This is a genomic window from Rarobacter incanus (assembly GCF_006715765.1).
In the GTDB taxonomy this organism is placed as follows: domain Bacteria; phylum Actinomycetota; class Actinomycetes; order Actinomycetales; family Cellulomonadaceae; genus Rarobacter; species Rarobacter incanus.
On the sequence record NZ_VFNV01000001.1, the window covers coordinates 1,769,654 to 1,791,403 of the forward strand.

18 protein-coding genes are annotated in these 21,750 nt (G+C 66.0%); 5 read left to right on the plus strand and 13 right to left on the minus strand.

All coding sequences use genetic code 11. The annotated features are described in order from the left end of the window. Window positions 1-390: 390 nt before the first annotated feature. Window positions 391-1,686 carry an ABC transporter substrate-binding protein gene (locus FB389_RS07335; RefSeq protein ID WP_142112345.1) on the plus strand — a complete coding sequence of 432 codons (1,296 nt, stop codon included), beginning with the start codon at window positions 391-393 and terminating at the stop codon, window positions 1,684-1,686. A 1,141-nt stretch (window positions 1,687-2,827) separates the two neighbouring features. Here the strand turns inward: FB389_RS07335 and FB389_RS07340 are convergent. From FB389_RS07340 to FB389_RS07390, 11 genes are all read right to left on the minus strand, one after another. Next, entirely contained in the window at window positions 2,828-3,322 is a 495-nt protein-coding gene (locus FB389_RS07340) for a GNAT family N-acetyltransferase (protein WP_142112347.1), read from the minus strand. A 68-nt stretch (window positions 3,323-3,390) separates the two neighbouring features. Next, complete coding sequence (locus FB389_RS07345) at window positions 3,391-4,236, minus strand: ABC transporter ATP-binding protein (RefSeq protein WP_142112349.1); 846 nt, start codon at window positions 4,234-4,236, stop codon at window positions 3,391-3,393. Between the two features lie 9 nt (window positions 4,237-4,245). After that, complete coding sequence (locus FB389_RS07350) at window positions 4,246-5,208, minus strand: ABC transporter ATP-binding protein (protein WP_142112351.1); 963 nt, start codon at window positions 5,206-5,208, stop codon at window positions 4,246-4,248. Further along, window positions 5,198-6,184 (minus strand): branched-chain amino acid ABC transporter permease, encoded by a 987-nt coding sequence (locus tag FB389_RS07355; RefSeq protein ID WP_142112353.1) that lies wholly within the window; start codon window positions 6,182-6,184, stop codon window positions 5,198-5,200. The genes FB389_RS07350 and FB389_RS07355 overlap by 11 nt, the downstream gene beginning before the upstream one ends. 16 nt (window positions 6,185-6,200) lie before the next feature. Beyond that, window positions 6,201-7,619 carry a branched-chain amino acid ABC transporter permease gene (locus FB389_RS07360; protein WP_246043578.1) on the minus strand — a complete coding sequence of 473 codons (1,419 nt, stop codon included), beginning with the start codon at window positions 7,617-7,619 and terminating at the stop codon, window positions 6,201-6,203. A gap of 1,276 nt (window positions 7,620-8,895) precedes the next feature. Next, entirely contained in the window at window positions 8,896-9,435 is a 540-nt protein-coding gene (locus FB389_RS07365) for a septum formation family protein (RefSeq protein WP_142112355.1), read from the minus strand. Further along, window positions 9,432-11,756 carry a transglutaminase-like domain-containing protein gene (locus tag FB389_RS07370; protein WP_170207925.1) on the minus strand — a complete coding sequence of 775 codons (2,325 nt, stop codon included), beginning with the start codon at window positions 11,754-11,756 and terminating at the stop codon, window positions 9,432-9,434. The genes FB389_RS07365 and FB389_RS07370 overlap by 4 nt, the downstream gene beginning before the upstream one ends. Continuing rightward, window positions 11,753-12,994: a DUF58 domain-containing protein gene (locus tag FB389_RS07375; RefSeq protein WP_170207926.1), complete on the minus strand. Its 1,242-nt coding sequence runs from the start codon at window positions 12,992-12,994 to the stop codon at window positions 11,753-11,755. Before FB389_RS07375 ends, FB389_RS07370 begins: the two co-directional genes overlap by 4 nt. A 36-nt stretch (window positions 12,995-13,030) precedes the next feature. Then, entirely contained in the window at window positions 13,031-14,059 is a 1,029-nt protein-coding gene (locus tag FB389_RS07380) for an AAA family ATPase (protein WP_246043579.1), read from the minus strand. Window positions 14,060-14,124: 65 nt separating this feature from the next. After that, on the minus strand, window positions 14,125-15,411 hold the full coding sequence (locus FB389_RS07385; RefSeq protein ID WP_142112361.1) for a uracil-xanthine permease family protein: 1,287 nt from the start codon (window positions 15,409-15,411) through the stop codon (window positions 14,125-14,127). Window positions 15,412-15,474: 63 nt separating this feature from the next. Next, window positions 15,475-16,266 (minus strand): exodeoxyribonuclease III, encoded by a 792-nt coding sequence (locus FB389_RS07390; RefSeq protein ID WP_142112363.1) that lies wholly within the window; start codon window positions 16,264-16,266, stop codon window positions 15,475-15,477. A 732-nt stretch (window positions 16,267-16,998) separates the two neighbouring features. Here FB389_RS07390 and FB389_RS07395 point away from each other — a divergent pair. Further along, window positions 16,999-18,378 (plus strand): MFS transporter, encoded by a 1,380-nt coding sequence (locus FB389_RS07395; RefSeq protein ID WP_142112365.1) that lies wholly within the window; start codon window positions 16,999-17,001, stop codon window positions 18,376-18,378. A gap of 125 nt (window positions 18,379-18,503) precedes the next feature. Here FB389_RS07395 and FB389_RS10845 read toward each other — a convergent pair whose 3' ends face one another. After that, entirely contained in the window at window positions 18,504-18,662 is a 159-nt protein-coding gene (locus tag FB389_RS10845) for a MarC family protein (RefSeq protein WP_281282031.1), read from the minus strand. Continuing rightward, window positions 18,662-19,120, minus strand: a complete 459-nt coding sequence (locus FB389_RS07400) for a MarC family protein (protein ID WP_281282032.1) — start codon at window positions 19,118-19,120, stop codon at window positions 18,662-18,664. The genes FB389_RS10845 and FB389_RS07400 overlap by 1 nt, the downstream gene beginning before the upstream one ends. Window positions 19,121-19,267: 147 nt before the next feature. Between FB389_RS07400 and FB389_RS07405 the strand changes: the two genes are divergently transcribed. The 3 genes from FB389_RS07405 (at window position 19,268) to FB389_RS07415 (ending at window position 21,718) form a co-directional block, all read left to right on the plus strand. Continuing rightward, window positions 19,268-20,074: an SDR family NAD(P)-dependent oxidoreductase gene (locus FB389_RS07405; protein ID WP_142112367.1), complete on the plus strand. Its 807-nt coding sequence runs from the start codon at window positions 19,268-19,270 to the stop codon at window positions 20,072-20,074. A gap of 56 nt (window positions 20,075-20,130) precedes the next feature. Next, the gene (pyrE, locus tag FB389_RS07410) at window positions 20,131-20,706 is read left to right on the plus strand and encodes an orotate phosphoribosyltransferase (protein WP_142112369.1); all 576 of its coding nucleotides are present in this window, start codon (window positions 20,131-20,133) and stop codon (window positions 20,704-20,706) included. Window positions 20,707-20,995: 289 nt separating this feature from the next. After that, window positions 20,996-21,718: an ABC transporter ATP-binding protein gene (locus tag FB389_RS07415; protein WP_211344977.1), complete on the plus strand. Its 723-nt coding sequence runs from the start codon at window positions 20,996-20,998 to the stop codon at window positions 21,716-21,718. Window positions 21,719-21,750 lie beyond the last annotated feature (32 nt).

Consider the following 21,750-nt stretch of genomic DNA (forward strand, 5'->3'; position numbering starts at 1 on the left):
GTTCAAACATGCAGGTCAAGGCGCTAATGTGACGCCTGTCACAGTGGCGGTGGGGTGTCTGGAATGTGCGCATCCGCTTCGCGGCGGCCCGCGGCCTGGCGGCACTTCCGCACCGGCGAGAACCCCACTGTGTCGCGCGCGTAACGTGGGCGACAGAAATGAGACGACTCTTTCACCGATCTGAAACGAAGAGCAACGGAACCTGAAATCCGCGACCAATAGCGTGCTAGGTGTCGATAACAAGACGAAGTGCGACCGCTGGGCCCCGTCGGGACCAGCGCGGGCGCAGCGTCCACACTTCGCCTTGTTGTTGATACTTCGTTCGAACGCCGCATGGGTGTTTGAGCCGCCCGATCCTCGGGCAACTTCATTCGAAGCCTCGGAGGAATAATGAGTACTAGCAAACTAAAGCTCTCGACCGGAATCGCGGTCGTCACGGCTGCGGCACTGATCATGGCCGGATGCGGGTCTTCCGGTAGCTCTTCATCGACGTCCGCCTCCACACAGACGTCCGCCGCCGCCAGCGGCGACCCGCTCGTTGTCGGCACGTTGCTTCCCGTCACCGGAACGCTTGCGTTCCTGGGCCCGCCTGAGGTCGCGGGCGTCGGCCTTGCCGTCGACGACATCAACGCGGCCGGCGGTGTCAACGGCCAGGACGCGTCCGTCGTGGCAGCCGACTCAGGCGACTCGACGGACCTCAACGTCTCGACCCAGGGCGCGACGGAGCTCATCAGCAAGAAGGCGAACGTGGTCATTGGCGCGGCGTCCTCGTCCGTGTCTTTGAACGTTGTCAACCAGATCACAGAGGCCGGAATCATGATGATTTCACCGGCCAACACCTCGACCACCTTGTCCGGCTACTCGCCGCTCTACTCGCGCACGGCGCCGCCGGACACCGTCCAGGGTGCCGCCCTCGGGTCCGCGGTCCTTGACGCCGGGCACACCAAGGTTGCCATGCTGGTCCAGAACGAGGACTACGGAACCGGTCTGCGCGACAACGTGCAGAAGGCCGTCGAGGCTGGCGGCGGCGAGGTTGTCTACGGCGGAACAGGCGACGGGCAGGAATTCCCTCCCGGCGAGTCGAACTTCGCGTCCTACGTGACCGAGCTGCTGGCGACCAAGCCCGACACCATCGTCATCATCGCATTCGAAGAGACGGTCGCGATCGTGCAGGCCCTGCTTGCGGCCGGTTGGGACACCTCGAACCTGTTCATGTGCGACGGTAACACCGCCGACTACTCCTCCAACTTCGACAAGGGCACCCTGAAGGGTGCGCTCGGTACCATCCCCGGCGCTCAGGCGTCCGACGACTTCCGCACGAAGCTGTCCGAGTGGTACAAGGCGAAGGAAGGTTCCGAGCTGACCGACTTCTCATACGGTCCCGAGTCGTACGACGCGACCGTGCTGGCGGCACTGGCCGCAGTGCGCGGCAAGGCGAACGATGGCAAGACCATCGCCGACAACCTGCGCGCCGTATCTGGCTCCGAAGAAGGATCGGTTGAGGTCACATCATTCGCGGATGGCGTCAAGGCGCTGGCCGAGGGCAAGGAAATCCACTACAAGGGCGTTTCGGGCATCGGCCCGCTGAACGACAAGATGGACCCGTCCTCCGCATACATCGGCGTCTACAAGTTCGACGAGGACAACAAGCCCGTATTCGACCACGCGGTCGAGGGCAAGATCTGATAGACCAGGAGCCATAGTCTCCTACGGTTGGATCGGCGGGGGCCGCTGCTTTCGGGCAGCGGCCCCCGCTTTTGCGTTGTTCGGTGCTAGCGCCGCCGCCCGGCTTTCGTTCGGTCTTCGCCCGGCTTCCGCCCGTCGAGTGCGGTGTTTTGACTAAAACGGGCGCGCTCGGCGCGTGTGGGGGTGCATGTACTCGTCGAGTGCGGGGTTTTGGTCCGAGTGCGGTGGTTTGTGCAGGGGTTGTGACTGAAAGGGGCGCGGTCGGCGTCTGCGGGGGTGCGCGAACTCGCCGAGCGCGGGGTTTCGGTTCGAGCGCACCCGTTTAGTTCGAGTGCGCGGGGTTTCCCGCGGGGGCGAGTGGCTGAAAGGGGCGCGGTCGGCGTTTGCGGGAGTGCGCGGGGACGCCGAGCGCTGGGCTTTGGTCCGAGTGCGCCCGTTTAGTTCGAGTGCGCGGGGTTTCCCGCGGGGGCGAGTGGCTGAAAGGGGCGCGGTCGGCGCGCGCGGGGGCGCGCGGGGACGCCGAGTGCGGGGCTTTGGTTCGAGTGCGGTGGTTTGTGCAGGGGTTTTGACTGGAAGGGGCGCGGTCGGCGCTTGCGGGGGTGCGCGGGGTCGTCGAGTGCGGGGTTTTGGTTCGAGTGCGGTGGTTTGTGCAGGGGTTTTGACTGGAAGGGGCGCGCTCGGCGCTTGCGGGGGTGCGCGGGGACGTCGAGTGCGGGGTTTTGGTTCGAGTGCGCGGGCGGCTCGACCCGCGAAGGTTGCTGTTCTTGGCCGGCCCTGACTGAAAGGGGCGCGGTCGGCGCGCGCGGGGGCGCGCGGGGACGTCGAGTGCGGGGTTTTGGTTCGAGTGCGGTGGTTTGTGCAGGGGTTTTGACTGGAAGGGGCGCGGTCGGCGCGCGCGGGGGTGCGCGGGGTCGTCGAGTGCGGGGTTTTGGTTCGAGTGCGCGGGGTTTCCCGCGGGGGCGAGTGACTGAAAGGGGCGTGGTCGGCGCGCGCGGGGGTGCGCATACTCGTCGAGTGCGGGGTTTTGGTTCGAGTGCGCGGGGTTTCCCGCGGGGGCGAGTGACTGAAAGGGGCGCGGTCGGCGCGCGCGGGGGTGCGCGGGGTCGTCGAGTGCGGGGTTTTGGTCCGCGTGCGGTGCGGGCTAGCTCAACGGCCGGTACATCACGTGCAGCGGGACAAGCCCGGCCGCCGGGTGCTCGAACGCGCGCGGAATCGTTGCGACAATGACGAAGCCCAAGGAGCGCCACAGCGCCAGCGCACGGTGGTTCGTAGAAACCACGGCATTGAACTGCATTCCGGTATACCCGTCCGCGCGGCACTGCCGCAGCACCGCCAGCCCCAGAGTGCGCCCAATGCCGCGCCCCGAAAACATCGGTGAAACCGCGAAGCCGGCGTTCGCCACCATGGAACCTTGCGCGAACTGGTTGGGGTGGAACTCGGCCGTACCGAGCACGGTTTCGTCCTCATCGACAGCGACAAGCACTCGGCCGCCGGCCTTATCCAACCACCAATCAAGAACCTCGGTGCGCGACGCGTCGCGCGGGAAGCAATAGGTTTCGCCGGCGCGGATGGCGGGCTCCAGGGCACCCCAGATTCCCGATTCATCGGCCACGATCGCTTCGCGAATGAATACCAACGCTGTCTCCTTAGTGCGCGGCCCGCCAGCGGCACCGCCGAATCTGCCCCAGGCGGTCGCCGCGCCGCCTACTTCAGGCGGCGTCGCGACTTGCTTTCGTTTTCGACATCGGTTGCCAGGGTGCCCAGATACAAGCCGATGACCTTCGGATCGTTCAACAGCTCGCGCCCCGGCCCGACGTGTGCGTCTTTGCCCTGGTCAAGGACGTATCCGCGGTCGCAGATTTGCAGGCATCGCCGGGCATTCTGTTCGACCATGATGATCGAAACTCCGGTCTTGTTGATCATGCGGGTACGGATGAAGGCCTCGTCCTGCAGGGCGGGCGACAGCCCCGCGGACGGCTCGTCCAAGAGCAACACGGAAGGGCGCATCATGAGCGCGCGCCCCATCGCCACCATCTGCCGCTCGCCGCCGGACAATTGCCCGGCGCGCTGATTGCGCCTGTCCGCCAGCTTCGGGAAAACATCGACCACGTATTCCCACCGCTCTTCGAACAGCTGGGGCTTGAGGAAAACGCCCATGCGCATGTTTTCCTCGATGGTGAGCGAGGGGAACACGTTGTTGTTTTGCGGCACAAATCCCACACCGCGCGCCACCAGGTGGTTCGCCTTCATGTTCGTGATGTCCTCGCCGCCGAGGGTGACCGTCCCGGATCGCACATTGACCAGGCCGAACAGCGATTTCAGCAGCGTGGATTTGCCGGCACCGTTGGGGCCAATAATTCCGACGAGTTCCCCCTCTCCCACGGTCAGGTTGCACCCATTGAGGATGTTGACCCCGGGCAGGTACCCGGCGACCAGGTAATCGGCCACCAGGATCGGGTTCGCGGGTCCTGCGGGCGGTTCTGGCGCTGTCGCGACAGGTGCGGCGCTCGCTCGCGCCAACTCGTTGGCGTCCTTGATTTGCTCACTCATCGTCGTCTCCTACTGCTCCTGCGCTGCGAGGTCCTGCTGGCGGATCGCCACGAGCTTGGCCAATTGTGCGGGGTCGATCAAGGAATCGTCGCCCAGGTCCACGTCATGGCGAGCCCCGAGATAGGCGTCGACCACCGCCTGGTTTTCCATGATCGATGCTGCTGGCCCCTCGGCCACGACGCGGCCTTCGGCCATAACGACGACCCACTCAGAGATGTGTCGGACAGCATGCATGTCGTGCTCGACGAAAATTATTGTCATTCCCTCGTCGCGGAGCGCCTCGATGTGGCCCAGCAACGATTGGACGAGAGCCGGGTTCACGCCCGCCATCGGCTCGTCGAGCATGATGATCTTGGGGTTTGTCATGAGCGCGCGCGCCATTTCGAGCAGCTTTCGCTGCCCTCCCGACAGCGATCCCGCGAAGTCCGCGGCCTTCGCGTCGAGCTTGAAGCGGGACAGGATTTCCATGGCCCGCTCGGTGTTCGCCTTTTCTTGACCTCGCCACAGCGGTTTGAGGAGTGAGGGGACGAACCGTTCGCCGAGCTGATCGGTGGCGGCCAGGAGCATGTTGTCCAGAACCGTCAGACGCGAGAGGGCCTTGGTGAGCTGGAACGTGCGGACCATCCCGTGCCTGGCCACCCAGGCGGCGCTCTTGTTGGCCATGTCCGTGTTTTCGAACGTCCAGGTCCCCGAGTCAGCCTTGTCGAACCCCGTCAGCAGGTTGAAGAACGTGGTCTTGCCGGCTCCGTTGGGCCCGATCAGGGCAGTTATCGCGCCGCGCTGGAACTCGACGTAGTCGACGTCCACCGCCTTGATTCCGCCGAAGCTTCGGGTGACATCGCGCACGGTCAGGATCGAGTCGGGTTTGGCGACTCCCACCTCAGGCTTGACGAAAGAAAGGTCATGGGCGGTCTCGTCATCCGGAATTTCAATCGAGAGGGTCCGGTCGACCTCAACTCCCTCAGTGTCCATCGAACGCCAACTCCTTCTTATTCCCGAAAATTCCTTGCGGTCTAAAGATCACCAACGCCATCAAGACAATGCCGACGAGCATCCCGCCGAACTGCTCCACCTGTGTAGAGGACATGGCCGCTTCGGGAATCGCGGCGCGCATTCCCGAACGGACCAGCATGTACAGGGCGAAGAAGATCATCGATCCAGCAACGGGGCCGAACACCGTTGCGGCCCCGCCGAGTAGCAGTACCGTCCACACCCAGAACGTCATGGTGCGGCCCATGGAGTCGGGCTGGACGGCCCGGGGTAGGACGTAGAGCACGCCCGCCAGCGCCCCGAAGACGCCGCCGGTGACCAGGGCCTGCATCTTGTAGCCGAACACGTTCTTGCCGAGGGCCCGCACGGCGTCCTCGTCTTCGCGGATGCCTTTGAGGACGCGGCCCCACGGGCTGCGCGTCAGGAGCCACACGAACAACACCGCAAGCAACACGACGGACCACGACACCACGCGCAACCACCACGAATCGGAGCCGTTATTCACGTACGTCCACGGCCCGATAGTGGTCGAGCCCTCCGGCAGGAACGACAACGATTGGAAGCCGTCCTTGAACGAGTTCCCGGTCAGGCCGGACGAACCGCCGGTGTAGTCATCGAAAATTGTTGAGCGGCCCAGCATGCGAATGATCTCTGCCGCCGAAATGGTGACGATCGCCAGGTAGTCTCCGCGCAGTTTCAGCGTGGGAATTCCCAGCACGAGCGCGAATGCAGCCCCGCACAACGCGGCGATGAGGAGGGCGAGCCAGAACGACGCCCCTTGGATGGTCGCGATCGCGAACCCGTAGGCGCCGAGCAGCATGAAGCCGGCCTGGCCCATGTTCAGCAGACCCGTGAAGCCGAAGTGAACATTCAGCCCGATTGCCGCGAGCGCGTAGGCCGCCGTGGTGGGAGCTATGAGCTCCCCCGCCGCCTGCGATAAGACTCGTGTCCAGTCCATTGTCGATACCTACCTTTCAGCCGATTCGATCGCGCAGACCGAGGATGCCTTGCGGTCGAACTAGCAGGGCGAGGATAAGAATGAAGAGCGCGGTTGCGTACCGCAGGTCGGAGGGTAGGAACAGGCTGGAAAGCTCAACCGCGAACCCGATGACCAAGGATCCGACCAGGGCGCCGTTCGCGGTTCCCAGGCCGCCCAGGGTGATCGCTGCGAACATCAGCAGCAGCATCTGCATGCCCATGTTCCAGTTGGCGGCGCCGAACATCAGCGCGAACAACAGCCCCGAAAGGCCCGCCAGCCCGGCCGAGAGCGTCCACACCAACCGGATAACGCCGTTCGTGTTGATGCCCGTTGCGGACGCGAGCGCGGGATTGTCCGAGACCGCACGCGTTGCGCGCCCAAGTCGGGTCCGGGTCAGAAACCATGCGACCGCAACCAGCGCGACGATCGAGATCAACATTGCTATGAACGAGATCTTCGTCATGGTGATCGGCCCGACCGTCCAGGTGGTCGGGTTGCCGCTGACAACCTGGAATGTCCCGGTGCCGACCATGAACTGGATCAGGAACTGGAGCGCTATGGACAGCCCGATCGTGACGATCATGACCTGCGTGATCGGGGTGCCGCGTTTGCGAAGCGGCTTCCAAATCCCAACGTCTTGGAGCCATCCGGTTGCGGCGGAGATGGCGACGGACAGGATCGCCGCCAGCCACAGCGGGGCGCCGATACTCACGAAGAGGTAGGCGATAACTGCACCGAGCGTTACCTGCTCGCCGTGGGCGAAGTTCGACAGCTTGGTTGTCCCGTAGATCAGGTTGGCGCCTAGCGAGGCGAGAGCCAGCATCAGCCCGAACCTGAGGCCGGAAGCAAGCTGTTGCCAGACACGGTCAGCGCTAAGTCCGGTGCCGGCGCTGTCGGTGCTGGTGGCCGCCTTGGTCGTGTTGGAGCCCGCGGTGGGGGTAGAACCGCTGGTGGCCGCCGGGGCGGTCGCGGCGGGGGCGGTGAGGTCGAAGGTGGCCCGCGCCGTGGCGCCGAACTGGACCGTCACCGTGACGTCCGCGGGGGCGGCGTCGGCGAACTCGTCGGGAAGTGACGCGGGGTCCAAGGACACCGAATACGCGTCGGCGGTGGTCGCCTCGAAGGACGTTGCGCCCTTGTCCGTCGAAGTGGCCGTCGCGGACGCGCCGTCGGGTGCCTTCAGGGTGATCTTCACGCCACCGACTGGTTCGCGGTCTTTGCCGAAGACGTTGACCATGACGCAGCCGGTTGTGGCGTCCTTGGTGCATTTTTCAGATGCCGTGACATCCGCGTTCGCGACGCTGGGAAGCATCATCCAGACTGCGCCGATGAGTGCGAACAGCATCGCTATCGCGCGCAGCCGGTGGGGCCGAAACGGCCGGTACGTACGTTCCGGCATAGTTCTCAAAATCGCCATGAGCCGTCCTTTTGTCAGTGCGACGCTCGGATAAATGCGCGGCGCCCTGGATGCTAGGTGTGCGCTCGCAGGCCGCTGCGCTCGTTGTCAATGCGACGTTAGGCGGCGAATGTATCGGTGCGGTTTCGAATCAGTCACAGGCGCGTGCCGACCCGCAGATCGAGTGGCGTCCGCGCCGATCGAGTGCGCCTCCCCCCGCAGATCGAGTGCGGTGTCCGCGCTGATCGAGTGCGCCGTAGGCGTGTATCGAGATCAAGAACTGGGTGGTCTCGATATGCCCGCTGCGCGGGCTACTCGACCAGCGGGGTGTGCTTCGTTGATCGAGGGGGTGTGCTTCGTTGATCGAGTGCGCCGTAGGCGTGTATCGAGATCAAGAACTGGGTGGTCTCGATATGCCCGCTGTGCGGGCTGCTCGACCGGCGGGGTGTGCTTCGTTGATCGAGGGGGTGTGCTTCGTTGATCGAGTGCGCCGTAGGCGTGTATCGAGATCAAGAACTGGGTGGTCTCGATATGCCCGCTGCGCGGGCAACTCGACCGGCGGGGTGTGCTTCGTTGATCGAGGGGGGTGTGCTTCGTTGATCGAGTGCGCCGTAGGCGTGTATCGAGATCAAGAACTGGGCGGTCTCGATATGCCCGCTGTGCGGGCTACTCGACCAGCGGGGTGTGCTTCGTTGATCGAGGGGGGTGTGCTTCGTTGATCGAGTGCGCCGTAGGCGTGTATCGAGATCAAGAACTGGGCGGTCTCGATATGCCCGCTGTGCGGGCTACTCGACCAGCGGGGTGTGCTTCGTTGATCGAGGGGGTGTGCTTCGTTGATCGAGTGCGCCGTAGGCGTGTATCGAGATCAAGAACTGGGCGGTCTCGATATGCCCGCTGTGCGGGCTACTCGACCAGCGGGGTGTGCTTCGTTGATCGAGCGGGGTGTGCTTCGTTGATCGAGTGCGCCGTAGGCGTGTATCGAGATCAAGAACTGGGCGGTCTCGATATGCCCGCTGTGCGGGCTACTCGACCAGCGGGGTGTGCTTCGTTGATCGAGCGGGGTGTGCTTCGTTGATCGAGTGCGCCGTAGGCGTGTATCGAGATCAAGAACTGGGCGGTCTCGATATGCCCGCTGTGCGGGCTACTCGACCAGCGGGGTGTGCTTCGTTGATCGAGCGGGGTGTGCTTCGTTGATCGAGTGCGCCGTAGGCGTGTATCGAGATCAAGAACTGGGCGGTCTCGATATGCCCGCTGTGCGGGCTACTCGACCGGCGGGGTGTGCGGGCGACCGGGCCGGCTAGTTGCCGGGAACAACGGATGACGTGAGCGTCGCCGCTTGGGCCAAGCACAGCGCGCGGCGGTCCCCGGCCGCCCACCCGGCTTCGGTTGGCAACCACAGGACGAACTGCGCGGATCGTGGGCGGGGAGAGAGCGTGCTCGAGGTGCAGCGCTCTTGGGCGGCCGCTTGAAGTTCATTGAGGGCCGGGCGCACCGCGCTACTGGAGACGCCCGCCATGTCCCAGGCGCCCACCACCTGCGCCTTATGCGGCGTGTTGCACGGGACCGCCACCACCGTGTCAACTTGCCCGTCGACCGGCAGCGCCTTGAGGCAGTGGCCCACCTGGAGTTGATCGACCCGCGCGTGCGAGGCCGACGTGACAGTCAGCGCAAGACCCGGGGACCTGGAGATGAAACCGCCAATGGCGAGCACGACCGCAACGCCCACCAAGATGAGCGCAATCAGCACGAAGACGAGCGTCATGACGGACGTCTGGTCGGCGGCGAAACGCTCTATGAGCGAGCGCCTGCGAGGTTCTGGGTGGGGTAGGTGCGTCATCGGTGTTCGCGTCTGGTGGTTCGTCGATTGGCGCGGATGTCGGTGAGTGCGGCCAGTATGGTCGCGAGATTGCGGGCACGCCTATCGTAATGCGGATCCCCACTGGTCTCGCGGATTCGCGAGGTTTGGTCGGCGTAGCGGGTCAACTCCAGTTCGGCCAAGAGTTGGCTCAGAGCGCTATCCAAGTCGTCCTGTTCAATCCCGCCCGCGGTCGTTTCGCGTTCGCGGTGTGCGGCGCTGATGCTTGCCGCAAGTTGCCGGGGGGTCGTGTGCGGCAGCGAAGTGAAGCCCGCGCGCCGCGCGCGTCGGGTGACTCTTGCCCACTGCTTTTCGATGTCGTGGCGCAGAGCGGCTGCCCGCGCCCTGCGCCAGGCCAACATCCCCCACGCGACAAGCGCCAGCACCAGGGCCGCTCCCACGGCCGTCAGCAGGGCGGGCAGGCCTCGCAGGCCGCCGCGGCCGCCCATCGATCCGGTCGGCACGGCCGGTGATGCGCTCGAGGTAGGTGTCGGCGCCGAAGGGCTTGGCGAAGTGGAGGCGGTCGGCGTGGGAGTCGTGGGAGTTGCGCTAGGCGTCGGGGTCGCGGATTGATCGGTCACAGTCCACGACGGTGCCTGGTTGGTTTGCGTGCTGGGGGTCGGTTCAAAGCGGACCCATCCGATCCCATCGAAGTACGCTTCGGGCCACGCGTGCGCGCGCTTCCCGGTCACCTCGATGTTGCCTTGCGCGTTCGTGGTTCCGGGCAGGAATCCCTGCGCGAACCGGACCGGGATCCCGAGGCCGCGAGCCATTACCGTCATCGCGGTCGCGAACTGCACGCAGTAGCCCTTGCCGGACTCCAGGAAACTCCACACGGGGTCGGCGTCTTGAATCGGGTCCAGCTTCGTTGAGTACGTGAAATTCCCCGGGGACCGAAAATACTCTTGGAGGGCGACGAGTTTGTCGTATGAGGTCCGTGCGCCAGCGGTGATGCTCTGGGCGAGGGCATTGATCTGCGCCAGGTGGGGAAGCGACGGAACCGTGAGGTAGGCCGAATCGACGGCTCCGCGCGAACGCGAATCCGAGGCGGCCCGCAGCGATTTGGCGGTTGCGTCCGATACGTAGGCGATGACCGAGTAGGTGGTGACATTCGGATCGCTGAGGGAAACCGCGCCCGATCCTTCATCCTGCGTGCCTGCCTGTCCCACCAGCGAAACCGGCCCCGTGGGAAGCGGGATCGCATCGGGGACAAGGTTCACGAGTGTGATGCTGCGCTCGATTAGCGCGGTGAGGTCGGCGGGGTCCTCGTCCGTGCCAATAACATTGGGGCCGAGCGCCGCGGTGTCGGCGGACGACGCGGTCCACCGCAATCCATCGAATGTGCTGGCCGTGAACAGGCGCATCGGCGAGTTGGCGATGTCTTTGGCGGCCGCCGCTTGGGCGTCGGTCTGCGTGCGCGGCAACTTGCTGGTGTCGCGGTAGGTGTAGGCGACCGCATCGCTGCGTTCGGTCAGGCTCGTGCCGATATCGACCGTCGATGCGAGCGAGAATTTACCTTCGCCGCCGCCGCTGCCGGTGCCCGGGATGTACCGCGGATCCTTGCCGCTGGTGAGCGCGATCGCGCCCCCGCCGCCGGCGCCCATGAGGAGGCAGGACACCACGGCGGCGACCACGAGCCGTCGCGGCCCGGTTTGGGGGGCGCCCGTCCCGGTTGCGAGCAGGAACACCAGGGATGCTCCGCCGACCACCCACGCGATCGGGGGGAGGTTTGTGATGAATGACAGCGGCGCTGCCCACAGCGCGGCCAGCACGACGGCGGTCGCCCAGCTGTACCCGGCGCCGATCACCAGAGGTTCCACGATCAGATAGAGCAGCACGACGCCGACCACAAGCGCCGCGGCCAGCGCCTCGGTCACCTCCATGGGGCGCGTGCTGGCGGCGATCTGCGTGCCGACCGGGGTGATGATGTCGATCGTCGCCGTCACCCGGTCGGTTAGGGGCGATGCGATTGCGCGCAGCAGCGTGACAAGACCGGGGGACGAGTTCCGGGCCTGCGGCCCGGATGCCGCACCGAACAGCGTCAGCGGGAGCGCGATAACGCTGACGGCAAGCACGCCCAGCGGGGTTACGGCGGCTGCGACGCGGTGGGAAGCGGCGCGTGGCACCAGGAAAATCAGGCGCGTGGCGAGCGCCGGGGTGGCCGCTATGGCGAGCGCGATCATGGTGGATCGCTGCCACTCGCCGGGTACCAGCACGGCGGTCAGGCCCGCCAGGCCGGCCGCGAAGGCGGCCCACAGCGCGAGCGTGCGCGCGACGAGCATGAGCGCGGTGCGGCCGGTCACGATCGCACCGCGCTTGTAACCAGTGCGGTGATGTCGCTGGAGCCGACTTCGGACGGGTGAACCACCCAGCCGCACTCGACCAGCTGCGCGATCGCCTCTGCGGGTGCGGGGCCGCAGATGATCGCCTCGCGGCGCGCCCCGCGGGCGTCGTTCGCCGCCAGGCGCAGCGCCTGGAGCAGTTCCGCATCGGGTGCGGGTATCACCACGAAGACCTGGTCGCCGTGCACCGAGCCGAGGGCCTGCTCCAGTTGCGCGCGCCAGGCAAAAGACGTTAGGTCCGGCAAATCCGCAAGGGCTGCGCCGACGTTCGTCGTTTCCAGCGGCTGCGGCGGAAGCGGTTGGGAGCACACTATCGTGGACACCTCCCGGCCGTGCCCGCGCAGCGCGTTGTCCAGGGTCGCCACCAGATCGGTGGGCCAGTGCGCGCGGGCGCGCCACTGCGCGGACGCCGGGGCCGCGCCCCGGCGGCGCACGGGGGGAGTCGTTGTTCCCAGCAACTCTCCGGCCACGCATACGGTTGCCCGGACAATCGGAGCGCTTTCTTCCGTGCGTACCATGAGCGTGCGGCGGCGGGCGGAACTGGGCCAGTGGACCCTTCTGACATCGTCGCCCGGCGCGTATTCACGCAGCAGGGAATCGTCCATTTCCGCGCCGCGCGCTCCGCGTGTGCGGCCGGCGGCCAGCAGCGCGGCCGGGCTCGCTGGGGGCGTGCCCTGAGCCGGCCCTGCGAGTATCCGCGGGACGACGATCAGGTGCGTGTCGTCCGCGAAGTCGGCGCTGACCGCGATGAGCCCGAGCGGATCCTCGAACCGAAGCCTTAGATTCCCCAATGGCCACGTGCCCAACTCGGTGGGGGCGACGTGGTAGGTCGTTTGCCACCCTCCCGCGCGGGCGGGGACGCTGACGGTCCCGCGATACCCGGCAAGGTGCGCGTGGACTTCTTCGTGGGCGGTCGCGTTCGTGAGTAGGCGCAGTGGTCGCGGAAGCGAGCGGCCATCGATTGCCACAGTGATCGCCACGGTGGTACCCCATGCGGGCTGGGACGGCTGCGCCCGGTGCGCCGCCCGCAGCGCCCCGTGCGCGACTGCGTGCCGCATCGACAACGCGACTGTCCACGCCACCAGGGTCCCTGCGGCAAGCATGAGCCCGATCGCCAGCGGCGCGACCAGGTGCGTGAGCGCGCCCAGCGCGATTGAGGCGGCGGCCAAAACGATGACAATTGCACCCCGGACCGTCATGCGAAGGCGGGCCCTGTAGGTGGCGGATCCCATGTCTCAGGCGGGGCGGGGGACGGGGATTGAAGTGACGACTTGCCGCACTATTTCGGCAGGATCGACGCCTTCCGCGCGCGCCTGCGGGGCGAGCACCAGCCTGTGCGCAAGCACCGGGCCGACCATTTCTTGCACGTCGTCGGGGATAACGAAGTTTCGCGTATGCAGCACGGCGAGGGCCCGGCAGGCCGCCGCAAGCTGCAACGTCGCGCGCGGGGAGGCGCCGACCCGCACCGCGGGGTGCGCGCGCGTTCCTGCAACGATAGCGACCAGGTATTCCTTGATCACGGGCGAAATGTAGACGGTGTGGACGAACCGGGTCAGGGCGGCGATCTCGGTCGCCTGCACGACGGGACGCAGCGCGTCCAACGGGTCCTCGCCGTCGCGCTGATCGAGCATGAGCAACTCCGCCTGGGCGCTGGGGTACCCGACTTCGAGTTTGGCCATGAACCGGTCCCGCTGGGCTTCGGGGAGCGGGTACGTGCCCTCCATCTCGATCGGGTTTTGTGTTGCGACGACAAGGAAAGGGTCGGGTAGCCGGTATGTTCGCCCGCCGACGGTGACCTGACGCTCCGCCATGCATTCCAGCAGCGCCGATTGCGCTTTGGGGGATGCGCGGTTGATTTCATCTGCGATAACGATGTTGGCGAACACGGGGCCAGGGCGAAAGGACGAGCGCCCCTCGACATCGTGCAACAGCGTCACGCCCGTGACGTCGCTGGGGAGCAGGTCGGGGGTGAACTGGATGCGCCCGGTTCGGGTATCGATCAGGGCTGCCAGCGCCTTCGCAAGGGTAGTTTTACCGACCCCCGGCACGTCCTCAATAAGGATGTGCCCGCGCGCGAGCAGGACCGCGATCGTGGTCCGGATGAGGGCATCGTGGCCCGTTATGACGCTGGCCATGCCGGCGTGCAGGTCGGCGATGATCGATTGCGCGCGCATGAGTTCGGTGCCGGTGGATGCCGACTCCGTGTGGTTACCTGGTTGATTCAACGAAACCCCCACGATTCGGCCGCCCGGGCCTGACGTCATTGCTGACGCTACCGTAACAGGTCATGGTGTTCGGTGGCACCGGGCGGCGCGAAGGCGACGACGCCTTAGATGGTCTGGCGGGCGCGCCCGATGGCGGTCATTGCGTGGTAAATGACGATGGTGGCAATCGTCGCCATCGCTATGCCGCCGAGGCTGAAGCTGCCGACCGTCCAGGTGAGGTCAGCGATCGCCACGACCAGGCCCACCGCTGCGCTCATCAGGTTGGGGGAGTGCGCGAAGCTGACCTTGTTGTCGACCCAGATCCGCACGCCCATCATCCCGATCATTCCGTAGAGCACCACGCCCGCCCCACCCAGTACGCCTGTTGGGATCGCCTGAATGACGGCTCCCACCTTCGGCGAGAAAGCGAGGAGGACAGCGGTGGCACCCGCAACCCAGTACGCGGCGGTCGAATACACGCGAGTGGAGGCCATCACGCCGATGTTCTCGCCGTAGGTCGTGGTGGCGGAACCGCCCGCGCTTCCGGCGATCATGGTGGAAAGGCCGTCCGCCATCAGGGCGCGGCCGGTCATCGGGTCCAAGTTCTTCCCCGTCATCTGCGCCACCGTCTTGACGTGCCCGACGTTCTCCGCGATCAGCACCAGGACGACCGGCAAGAACAGTCCCAGGGTGGCTGCGTGGAACTGCGGCGAGTGGAACGTGGGAAGGCCGATCCAGGCAAAGTCGCCGAAGCGCTTGCCGTCACCGAGCAGGTCGTAGTTGATCGATCCGCGCAGCGCGCCGACGACATAACCGACCACGACACCGAGCATGACTGACAGTCGGCCCAAGATCCCTCGGAACAGCACGCCGGTCAGGACTATGACGACGACTGTGACGGTGGCCTCGACGGGGCCGACGCCGAAGCTACTGCCGGCGGTTGGTGCGAGGTTGAGGCCGATCAGGGCGACGATCGCACCTGTGACGGCGGGAGGCATCAGGACCTCGATCCAGCGGGTACCGGCCTTTTGGACGACAACGCCGACCAGGAACAGGACGAATCCGGCGGCAATGACGCCGCCCAGCGCGCCCGCCATCCCGAACTGCTGCTGGGTCGCCGTGATGGGCGCAATGAACGCGAAGCTGGAACCGAGGTAGCTGGGAACTCGTCCGCGCGTCAAGAACAGGAAAAGGAACGTTCCGATTCCCGAAAACAGAAGCGTCGTGCTGGGTGGGAAGCCCGTCAGTGCGGGGACCAGCAGCGTGGCGCCGGCCATCGCCAGGACGTGCTGAATGCCGATGCCGATAGTGCGCGGCCAGGTGAGGCGCTCGGTGGGGGAGACGACCGCGCCCGGCGCGATCGATTTGCCGTCGCCGTGCAGGGTCCATGAAAAAGCTGAGGGGAGTTTCATGGCTCCCAGTATCGCCCACCGGTGGGGTTCGCCGCAGTGAGGTATGTCCTAGTTGGTGAAATCTCAGTCTTGAATGTCGAGAATGACGGGGACGTGGTCGGAGGCGCCCTTTCCCTTTCGCTCGTCGCGCAGGATCGTGACGCCCGCGGTTTGCTGGGCGAGTGCGGGGGAAACGTAGGCGAAATCGATGCGCATACCCGAGTTCTTCGGGAAGCTCAGGCGCTGGTAGTCCCAGTATGTGTAGGTGTGTTCCGCCGGGAGGAAGCGGCGGGTGATTTCCTGGTAGCCGCCGCGCTCGATCGCGGCGAAGGCGTCGCGTTCGGGTGCGGTCAGGTGCGTCTTGCCGGTGAAGAAGCTGGGGTCCCAGACATCAGTGTCGAGTGGGGCGACGTTCCAGTCGCCCATCAGCGCGATCCGGGCCGACGGGTCGGCGGCGAGCCACCCGGCGGATGCCGCCTGCAACTGGCTGAGCCACTCCAGTTTGTATGCGTAGTGCGGGTCGGTGACCTCGCGGCCGTTGGGAACGTAAAGGCTCCACACGCGGATCCCTGCGCATGTCGCGCCGAGCGCGCGCGCCTCGATAGCCGCGGGGTCGCCGAAGGGCGGCTGCCCCGCGAAGTGCGTTTCCACGTCGGCAATCCCCACGCGGGAGATTACCGCGACTCCGTTCCACTGGCTGTGACCGGTGTGCGCGACCTGGTAGCCGGCCTCCAGGAAGGGCGCGGTCGGGAACGCGGCGTCCTTCACTTTGGTTTCCTGCAACGCCAGGACGTCCAGGTCTTCCCTCTCCAGCAGCGCCAGCGCGCGATCGATGCGGGAGCGGACGGAGTTGATGTTCCAGGTGGCGATGCGCATGGAAACCAGCCTATCGAACGAGGCCGCCCCTCCCGCTGGCCGAGTGCGGTGAAGGTGCATATCGAGACCGCCCGGCTTCGCCCGGCTTCGCCTTGGCGCGCGGGGGGCCCGGGAACGTCGAGTGCGGGGTTTTGGTTCGAGTGCGGTGGTTTGTGCAGGGGTTTTGACTGGAAGGGGCGCACTCGGCGCGCGCGGGGGTAGCCGGGGTCGTCGAGTGCGGGGTTTTGGTTCGAGTGCGGTGGTTTGTGCAGGGGTTTTGACTGGAAGGGGCGCACTCGGCGCGCGCGGGGGTGCCCGTACTCATCGAGTGCGGTGGTTTGGTTCGAGTGCGCGGGCGGCTCGACCCGCGAAGGTCGTCGTTCTTGGCCGGCCCTGACTGGAAGGGGCGCACTCGGCGCGCGCGGGGGTAGCCGGGGTCGTCGAGTGCGGGGTTTTGGTTCGAGTGCGGTGGTTTGTGCAGGGGTTTTGACTGGAAGGGGCGCACTCGGCGCGCGCGGGGGTGCCCGTACTCGTCGAGTGCGGGGTTTTCTGGGGGGCGCGTGACTGGAAAGCGAACCCCAGGGAAACCCGACGCGTCTCACATCGTAAACATAGGATGTTTGCATTGTGGAATCGCGTTACGGTTGACATGACAGTTCATCAATCATGTGAAAAACTTCGCGGCGCAGCCGCGGCGGAGCGCCTGCGTTCCACCCGCGCGCCGGCCGCCGCGCACCAGTAAGAGGTTCTTCAATGACGGCATCCTCGGCTGCGCCGACCGCCACGACAGCTCAAGTTCTCAACTCGCCAGCGCGGGTGATTACCGCGAGCCTAGTCGGCACGACGATCGAGTTTTACGACTTCTACGTGTATGCGACCGCGGCCGTCTTGGTGTTCCCATCGCTGTTCTTTCCTTCGAACAACCCGACCACGGCGCTGCTTGCCTCGTTCGCGGTGTTCGGCGCGGCAATGGTTGCTCGTCCCATCGGCGCGATCGTGTTCGGGCACTTGGGCGACAAGAAGGGCCGCAAGACGACCCTCGTGATCTCGCTGCTCACCATGGGGATCGCGACGTTCCTGATCGGATTCTTGCCCACCTATCACTCGATAGGAGTGCTGGCTCCCACGCTGCTGCTCATCTTGCGCCTCACCCAGGGTTTCGCGTTGGGCGGCGAATGGTCGGGCGCCGCACTGGTCGCGACGGAGAATGCCCCCGCAGGCAAGCGCGCCTGGTACGGGACGTTTCCGCAGCTCGGAGCGCCGATCGGATTCATCATCGCCAACGGCCTGTTCCTCATCATCAACTGGGCCCTGCCACACCCCACCGACACGTTGCTCAAATCCGAGGCCTTCCTGGGCTGGGGGTGGCGCATACCGTTCCTGTTCTCCGCGGTGATGGTGATTGTCGGCCTGTGGGTTCGACTCAAGCTCGTTGAGTCCGAGGCCTTCAAGACCGCAGAAAAGCAAGGCGCAATCCGCAAGGTCCCCCTGGGCGAAACATTGCGGTTCCACTGGAAGGCGCTAATCCAGGGAACGTTCATCATGCTCGCGACATACGTTCTGTTCTATCTCATGACGAGCTTCACGCTCACCTACGGCACAGCGGCATCCGACGCCGCGGTTCCGGGCCTCGGCATCCGTTACGTCGACTTCGTGCTCATGCAGATCCTCGCGGTCGTGTTCTTTGGGATCTTGACAGCGGTTTCGGGCCCGCTCGCCGACAAACACGGACGCAGGTTCGTGCTGATCATCGTGACGACCGCGATCATCGTCTTCGGGCTCACCTTCGGGTTCTTCCTCGCGCCGCACGGCGACCTAACAACCGCAGTGACCATCGCGTTCCTGATCGTGGGATTTTCGCTCATGGGCCTGACGTTCGGCCCGATGGGGGCTTACCTGCCGGAGCTGTTCCCGACCAACGTCCGGTACACCGGATCGGCCATTGCCTACAACGTGTCGTCGATCCTGGGAGCCGCCCTCGCACCTATCATTGCGGTGGCGCTGTGGACCGCGGCGAACGGCTCGACCTGGCTGGTGGGCATCTACCTGGCGGGGGCCAGCGTGCTGACCCTCATCGCGCTGATCGTGACGCCGGAAACCAAAGAGACGGACTACGACGCGGCCTCGCGCTGACGGCATGATCCGAGCTGCGGCGCGGCCTCTCGCCGCCGTCGCGCTCCCGGCGCGTCCACATTGCCAACCCGGCGCCGGCGGGCAGCCGCCGACGGGCGGGCGGGCCGGCGGGGTGGGGGCACTCGTCAGCCAAATTGAGCGCTGATCCCGTGCACCGCCAGCTCCACGCCGATCGCGAGGATCAAGAACCCCATCACGCGAACTAGCGCGCCCACCCCCGTCGGCCCGAGTCGGCGAATCCACGCGGTGGCGAACCGCAGGCTGAGGGCGATGATGAGCCCCATCAGGGCGCTGGCTGCGATGACGCCGATGCGGGCCTGGGCCCGGGGTGTCGCGCGGAGATGGCAATCACGACGCCGATAGCGCCCGGACCCGCGATCAGCGGCAGTGCCATCGGCGAGAAGGAGATGTCGGCCTTGGTGCGGGCGTGTTCGCGCTCGGCGGGGGTGGCGCGGTCCCTCGGCGTCATCAATTGGAACCCGGAGTGCATCACGACAATCCCGCCGGCGATCTGCAGGGCCCCCGGGGAAATGCCAAAGGCAGATAGGACGAGCGACCCCGCCGCACCGAAAACCATCAGAATCCCGGCGACCCACATGCCCGTTCGCCACGCCTGACGGTGGACGTCCGCGGTGGGCATCGACGCGCTCAGGCCGGCGTGGGCGGCGACAGCGCCGATTGGATTCGTTATCGGTACCAATGCCGCGAGCGTTGCGACAAAGGCCGTTGTGAGTGCCTCCATGCGGACCACCCTAGCGAAGCCGCGTCCCACGGGCTGGGCCGGGGGCCACGCGGGTGGGGACTTGCGGCCGCCGCCCGGCGAGCGGCCGCCGGGCGCCAACCGGTGCGTTTGCGGCGCACACACAGAACGTCACCGTAGGCTTAGGGCATGGGTACGGCACTTATCACGGGAGCAAGTTCGGGCCTGGGCGCGGAATTTGCGTGGCAATTGGCAACGGCCAAACACGACTTGGTGCTGGTGGCACGCAACCAGGAGCGCCTGGACGTGCTGGCGGAACACTTGCGCCAGGTAGCTGGCGTGGGCGTCGAGGTGCTGCCCGCGGACCTTTCCAAGGCGGGGGGCCGCGCCGCAGTGGTCGAACGGCTGCAAGTGGGGGCGTTGCGCGACGGCGAGGTGCCGGTGCGTCCCGCGCCGGGCGAACCGGCACCCATCGGCCTGCTGGTCAACAACGCAGGCTACGCCCTGCATCATTCATTCGTCGCCGATCCCGTCGATGACGAAGTCGACGCGCTCAACGTCATGGTCACGGCGGTCCTGGAGCTGTCTCACGCCGCTGCCACCCAAATGATTTCGCGCGGGCGCGGGTCGATCTTGAACGTGTCGTCGGTCGCCTCCTACATGGCGGCTTCGACGTATTCGGCGCATAAGGCCTGGGTGCGGGTATTCACCGAGGGTCTGGCCGTCGAACTGCGGGACACCGGGGTGTCTGCGACCGCCCTCTTGCCGGGGCTGACCCGCACGGAATTCCATGAGCGGGCCGGCATAGACGATGATTTCCCGGGCATCGCTTGGCTGCGCGCCGACACGGTCGTCGCCAGCGCGCTTGACGCCGCCCGCCGCGGCCAGACGCTGGTGACCCCGTCGCTGCGCTACGGCGCGGCGTCCGGCCTGCTGCGGCTTGCTCCGCGTTGGTTGGTGCGCGCGTTCGGGCACACCGGCGCGCGCGGCGACTGACAAAGGCGGCGGGAGCGCGAACGCAGGGCGGGGCGGCGACCCGATACGCTAGAGCAATGAGCAACGAGACTTTTTCGCCCACCCCGCGCGAGCAACTGCGCGACCTGATCCGCGAACTAGCAGTCGTCCACGGCAAGGTCACGCTGGCTTCGGGTAAGGAAGCCGACTACTACGTCGATTTGCGACGAGTCACCCTCCACCACCTCGCCGCCCCCCTGGTGGGGCACGTCCTGTTGGACCACCTAGAGGAGTCGGGGTATTCCACGGACGACGTGGATGCGGTGGGCGGCCTGACGATGGGGGCAGACCCTGTAGCTCTAGCCCTGCTGCACGCCGCCGCGTCCCGCGGCCAGGATCTGGACGCCTTCGTGGTCCGCAAGGAGGGCAAGGCGCACGGCCTGCAAAAGCGGATCGAGGGCCCCGACGTTGCGGGCAAGCGCGTCATCGCGGTCGAGGACACATCCACGACCGGAGGATCGGTCCTCACCGCCGTCGAAGCCCTGCGGGAGGCGGGCGCGAACGTGGTCGCCGTGGCCGTGATCGTCGATCGCGACACCGGTGCGCGCGAGAAGATTGAGGCCGAAGGGCTGGAATACCTGTACCTATACGGGCTGGACGACCTGGGTCTTTGACCCGCGGCGGGAACCGACGTGGACGCCATGTTCATTGGCGTGAGATGGATGCGGCAAGAATCGCCGTGAGCCAGCACGGGACGTTGGCGGGAGCGTGTTATTGCGACAGGCATGGTCGAATCGGCCACCCTCGCTGGCCTTGGTATGCTGTGTCCGATCTTAGGGCAATGTAAGAGACTACAGCGTCCAAAGATTCGGAGAAGCCTTGGCATTGGCGTCACGCTCTCGGGACCACGCTCCTGGTGGCGGCGCCTGCGATGCCGGCGTCGGACTCGTTCTAGGGGGACGTGTGGATAAGGCCATTTGCGCGCTTTGCGATGTGAGAGTCCGGCTCGGAGGCTTCGAGTTTGGGCCGATCACCCACACGTTGTCGCGAGGGGTGACCTCACTCCTGGGCGCTAACGGTGCCGGCAAGACGACCCTGATGCAAACCATCGTCGGGTCGCGTAAACCCAGCGGCGGTTCCATCAGCGTGGGTGGGGACACGAAGGCCACCGTAGGTTTTTTGCCGCAGGACTTTGCGGCACCCGGGCACGTTCGCGTCACCGACTACCTGCGCTTCATCGCGTGGGCGCGATCTAGCCGAAAGTCGGCGATATCTGCGAACCGCGTAGCGGAAGCACTGGAACGGGTCAACCTCGCCGACAAGGCACACGAACGCATCGCGCACCTATCGGGCGGTATGGTGCGCCGCGTGGGCATCGCGCAGGCGCTGCTGACCAATAGCGACGTGGTGATCCTGGACGAACCGACGGTCGGCTTGGACCCGATCAATCGCGCCGAAGTGCGCGCCCTGATCCACGAGATTGGCGCAGACTCCGCCGTCCTGGTGTCCACGCACCTGTCCGAGGACATTGCTGACTTCAATGCGGGCGTCCTGGTCCTTGACGAAGGGCGCGTGCTCTTCGACGGCACCGTCGCCGGGCTGGTGGCTACGTCAGGAGCGCAGGCCGTCTCAGGGCCAGGCGTTGAACACGCATTCGTGGAACTCGTCCAAGGCCAACGCAAGTAGGGCTCACCACCCAGTGGTCGCCCCGCCGCGGC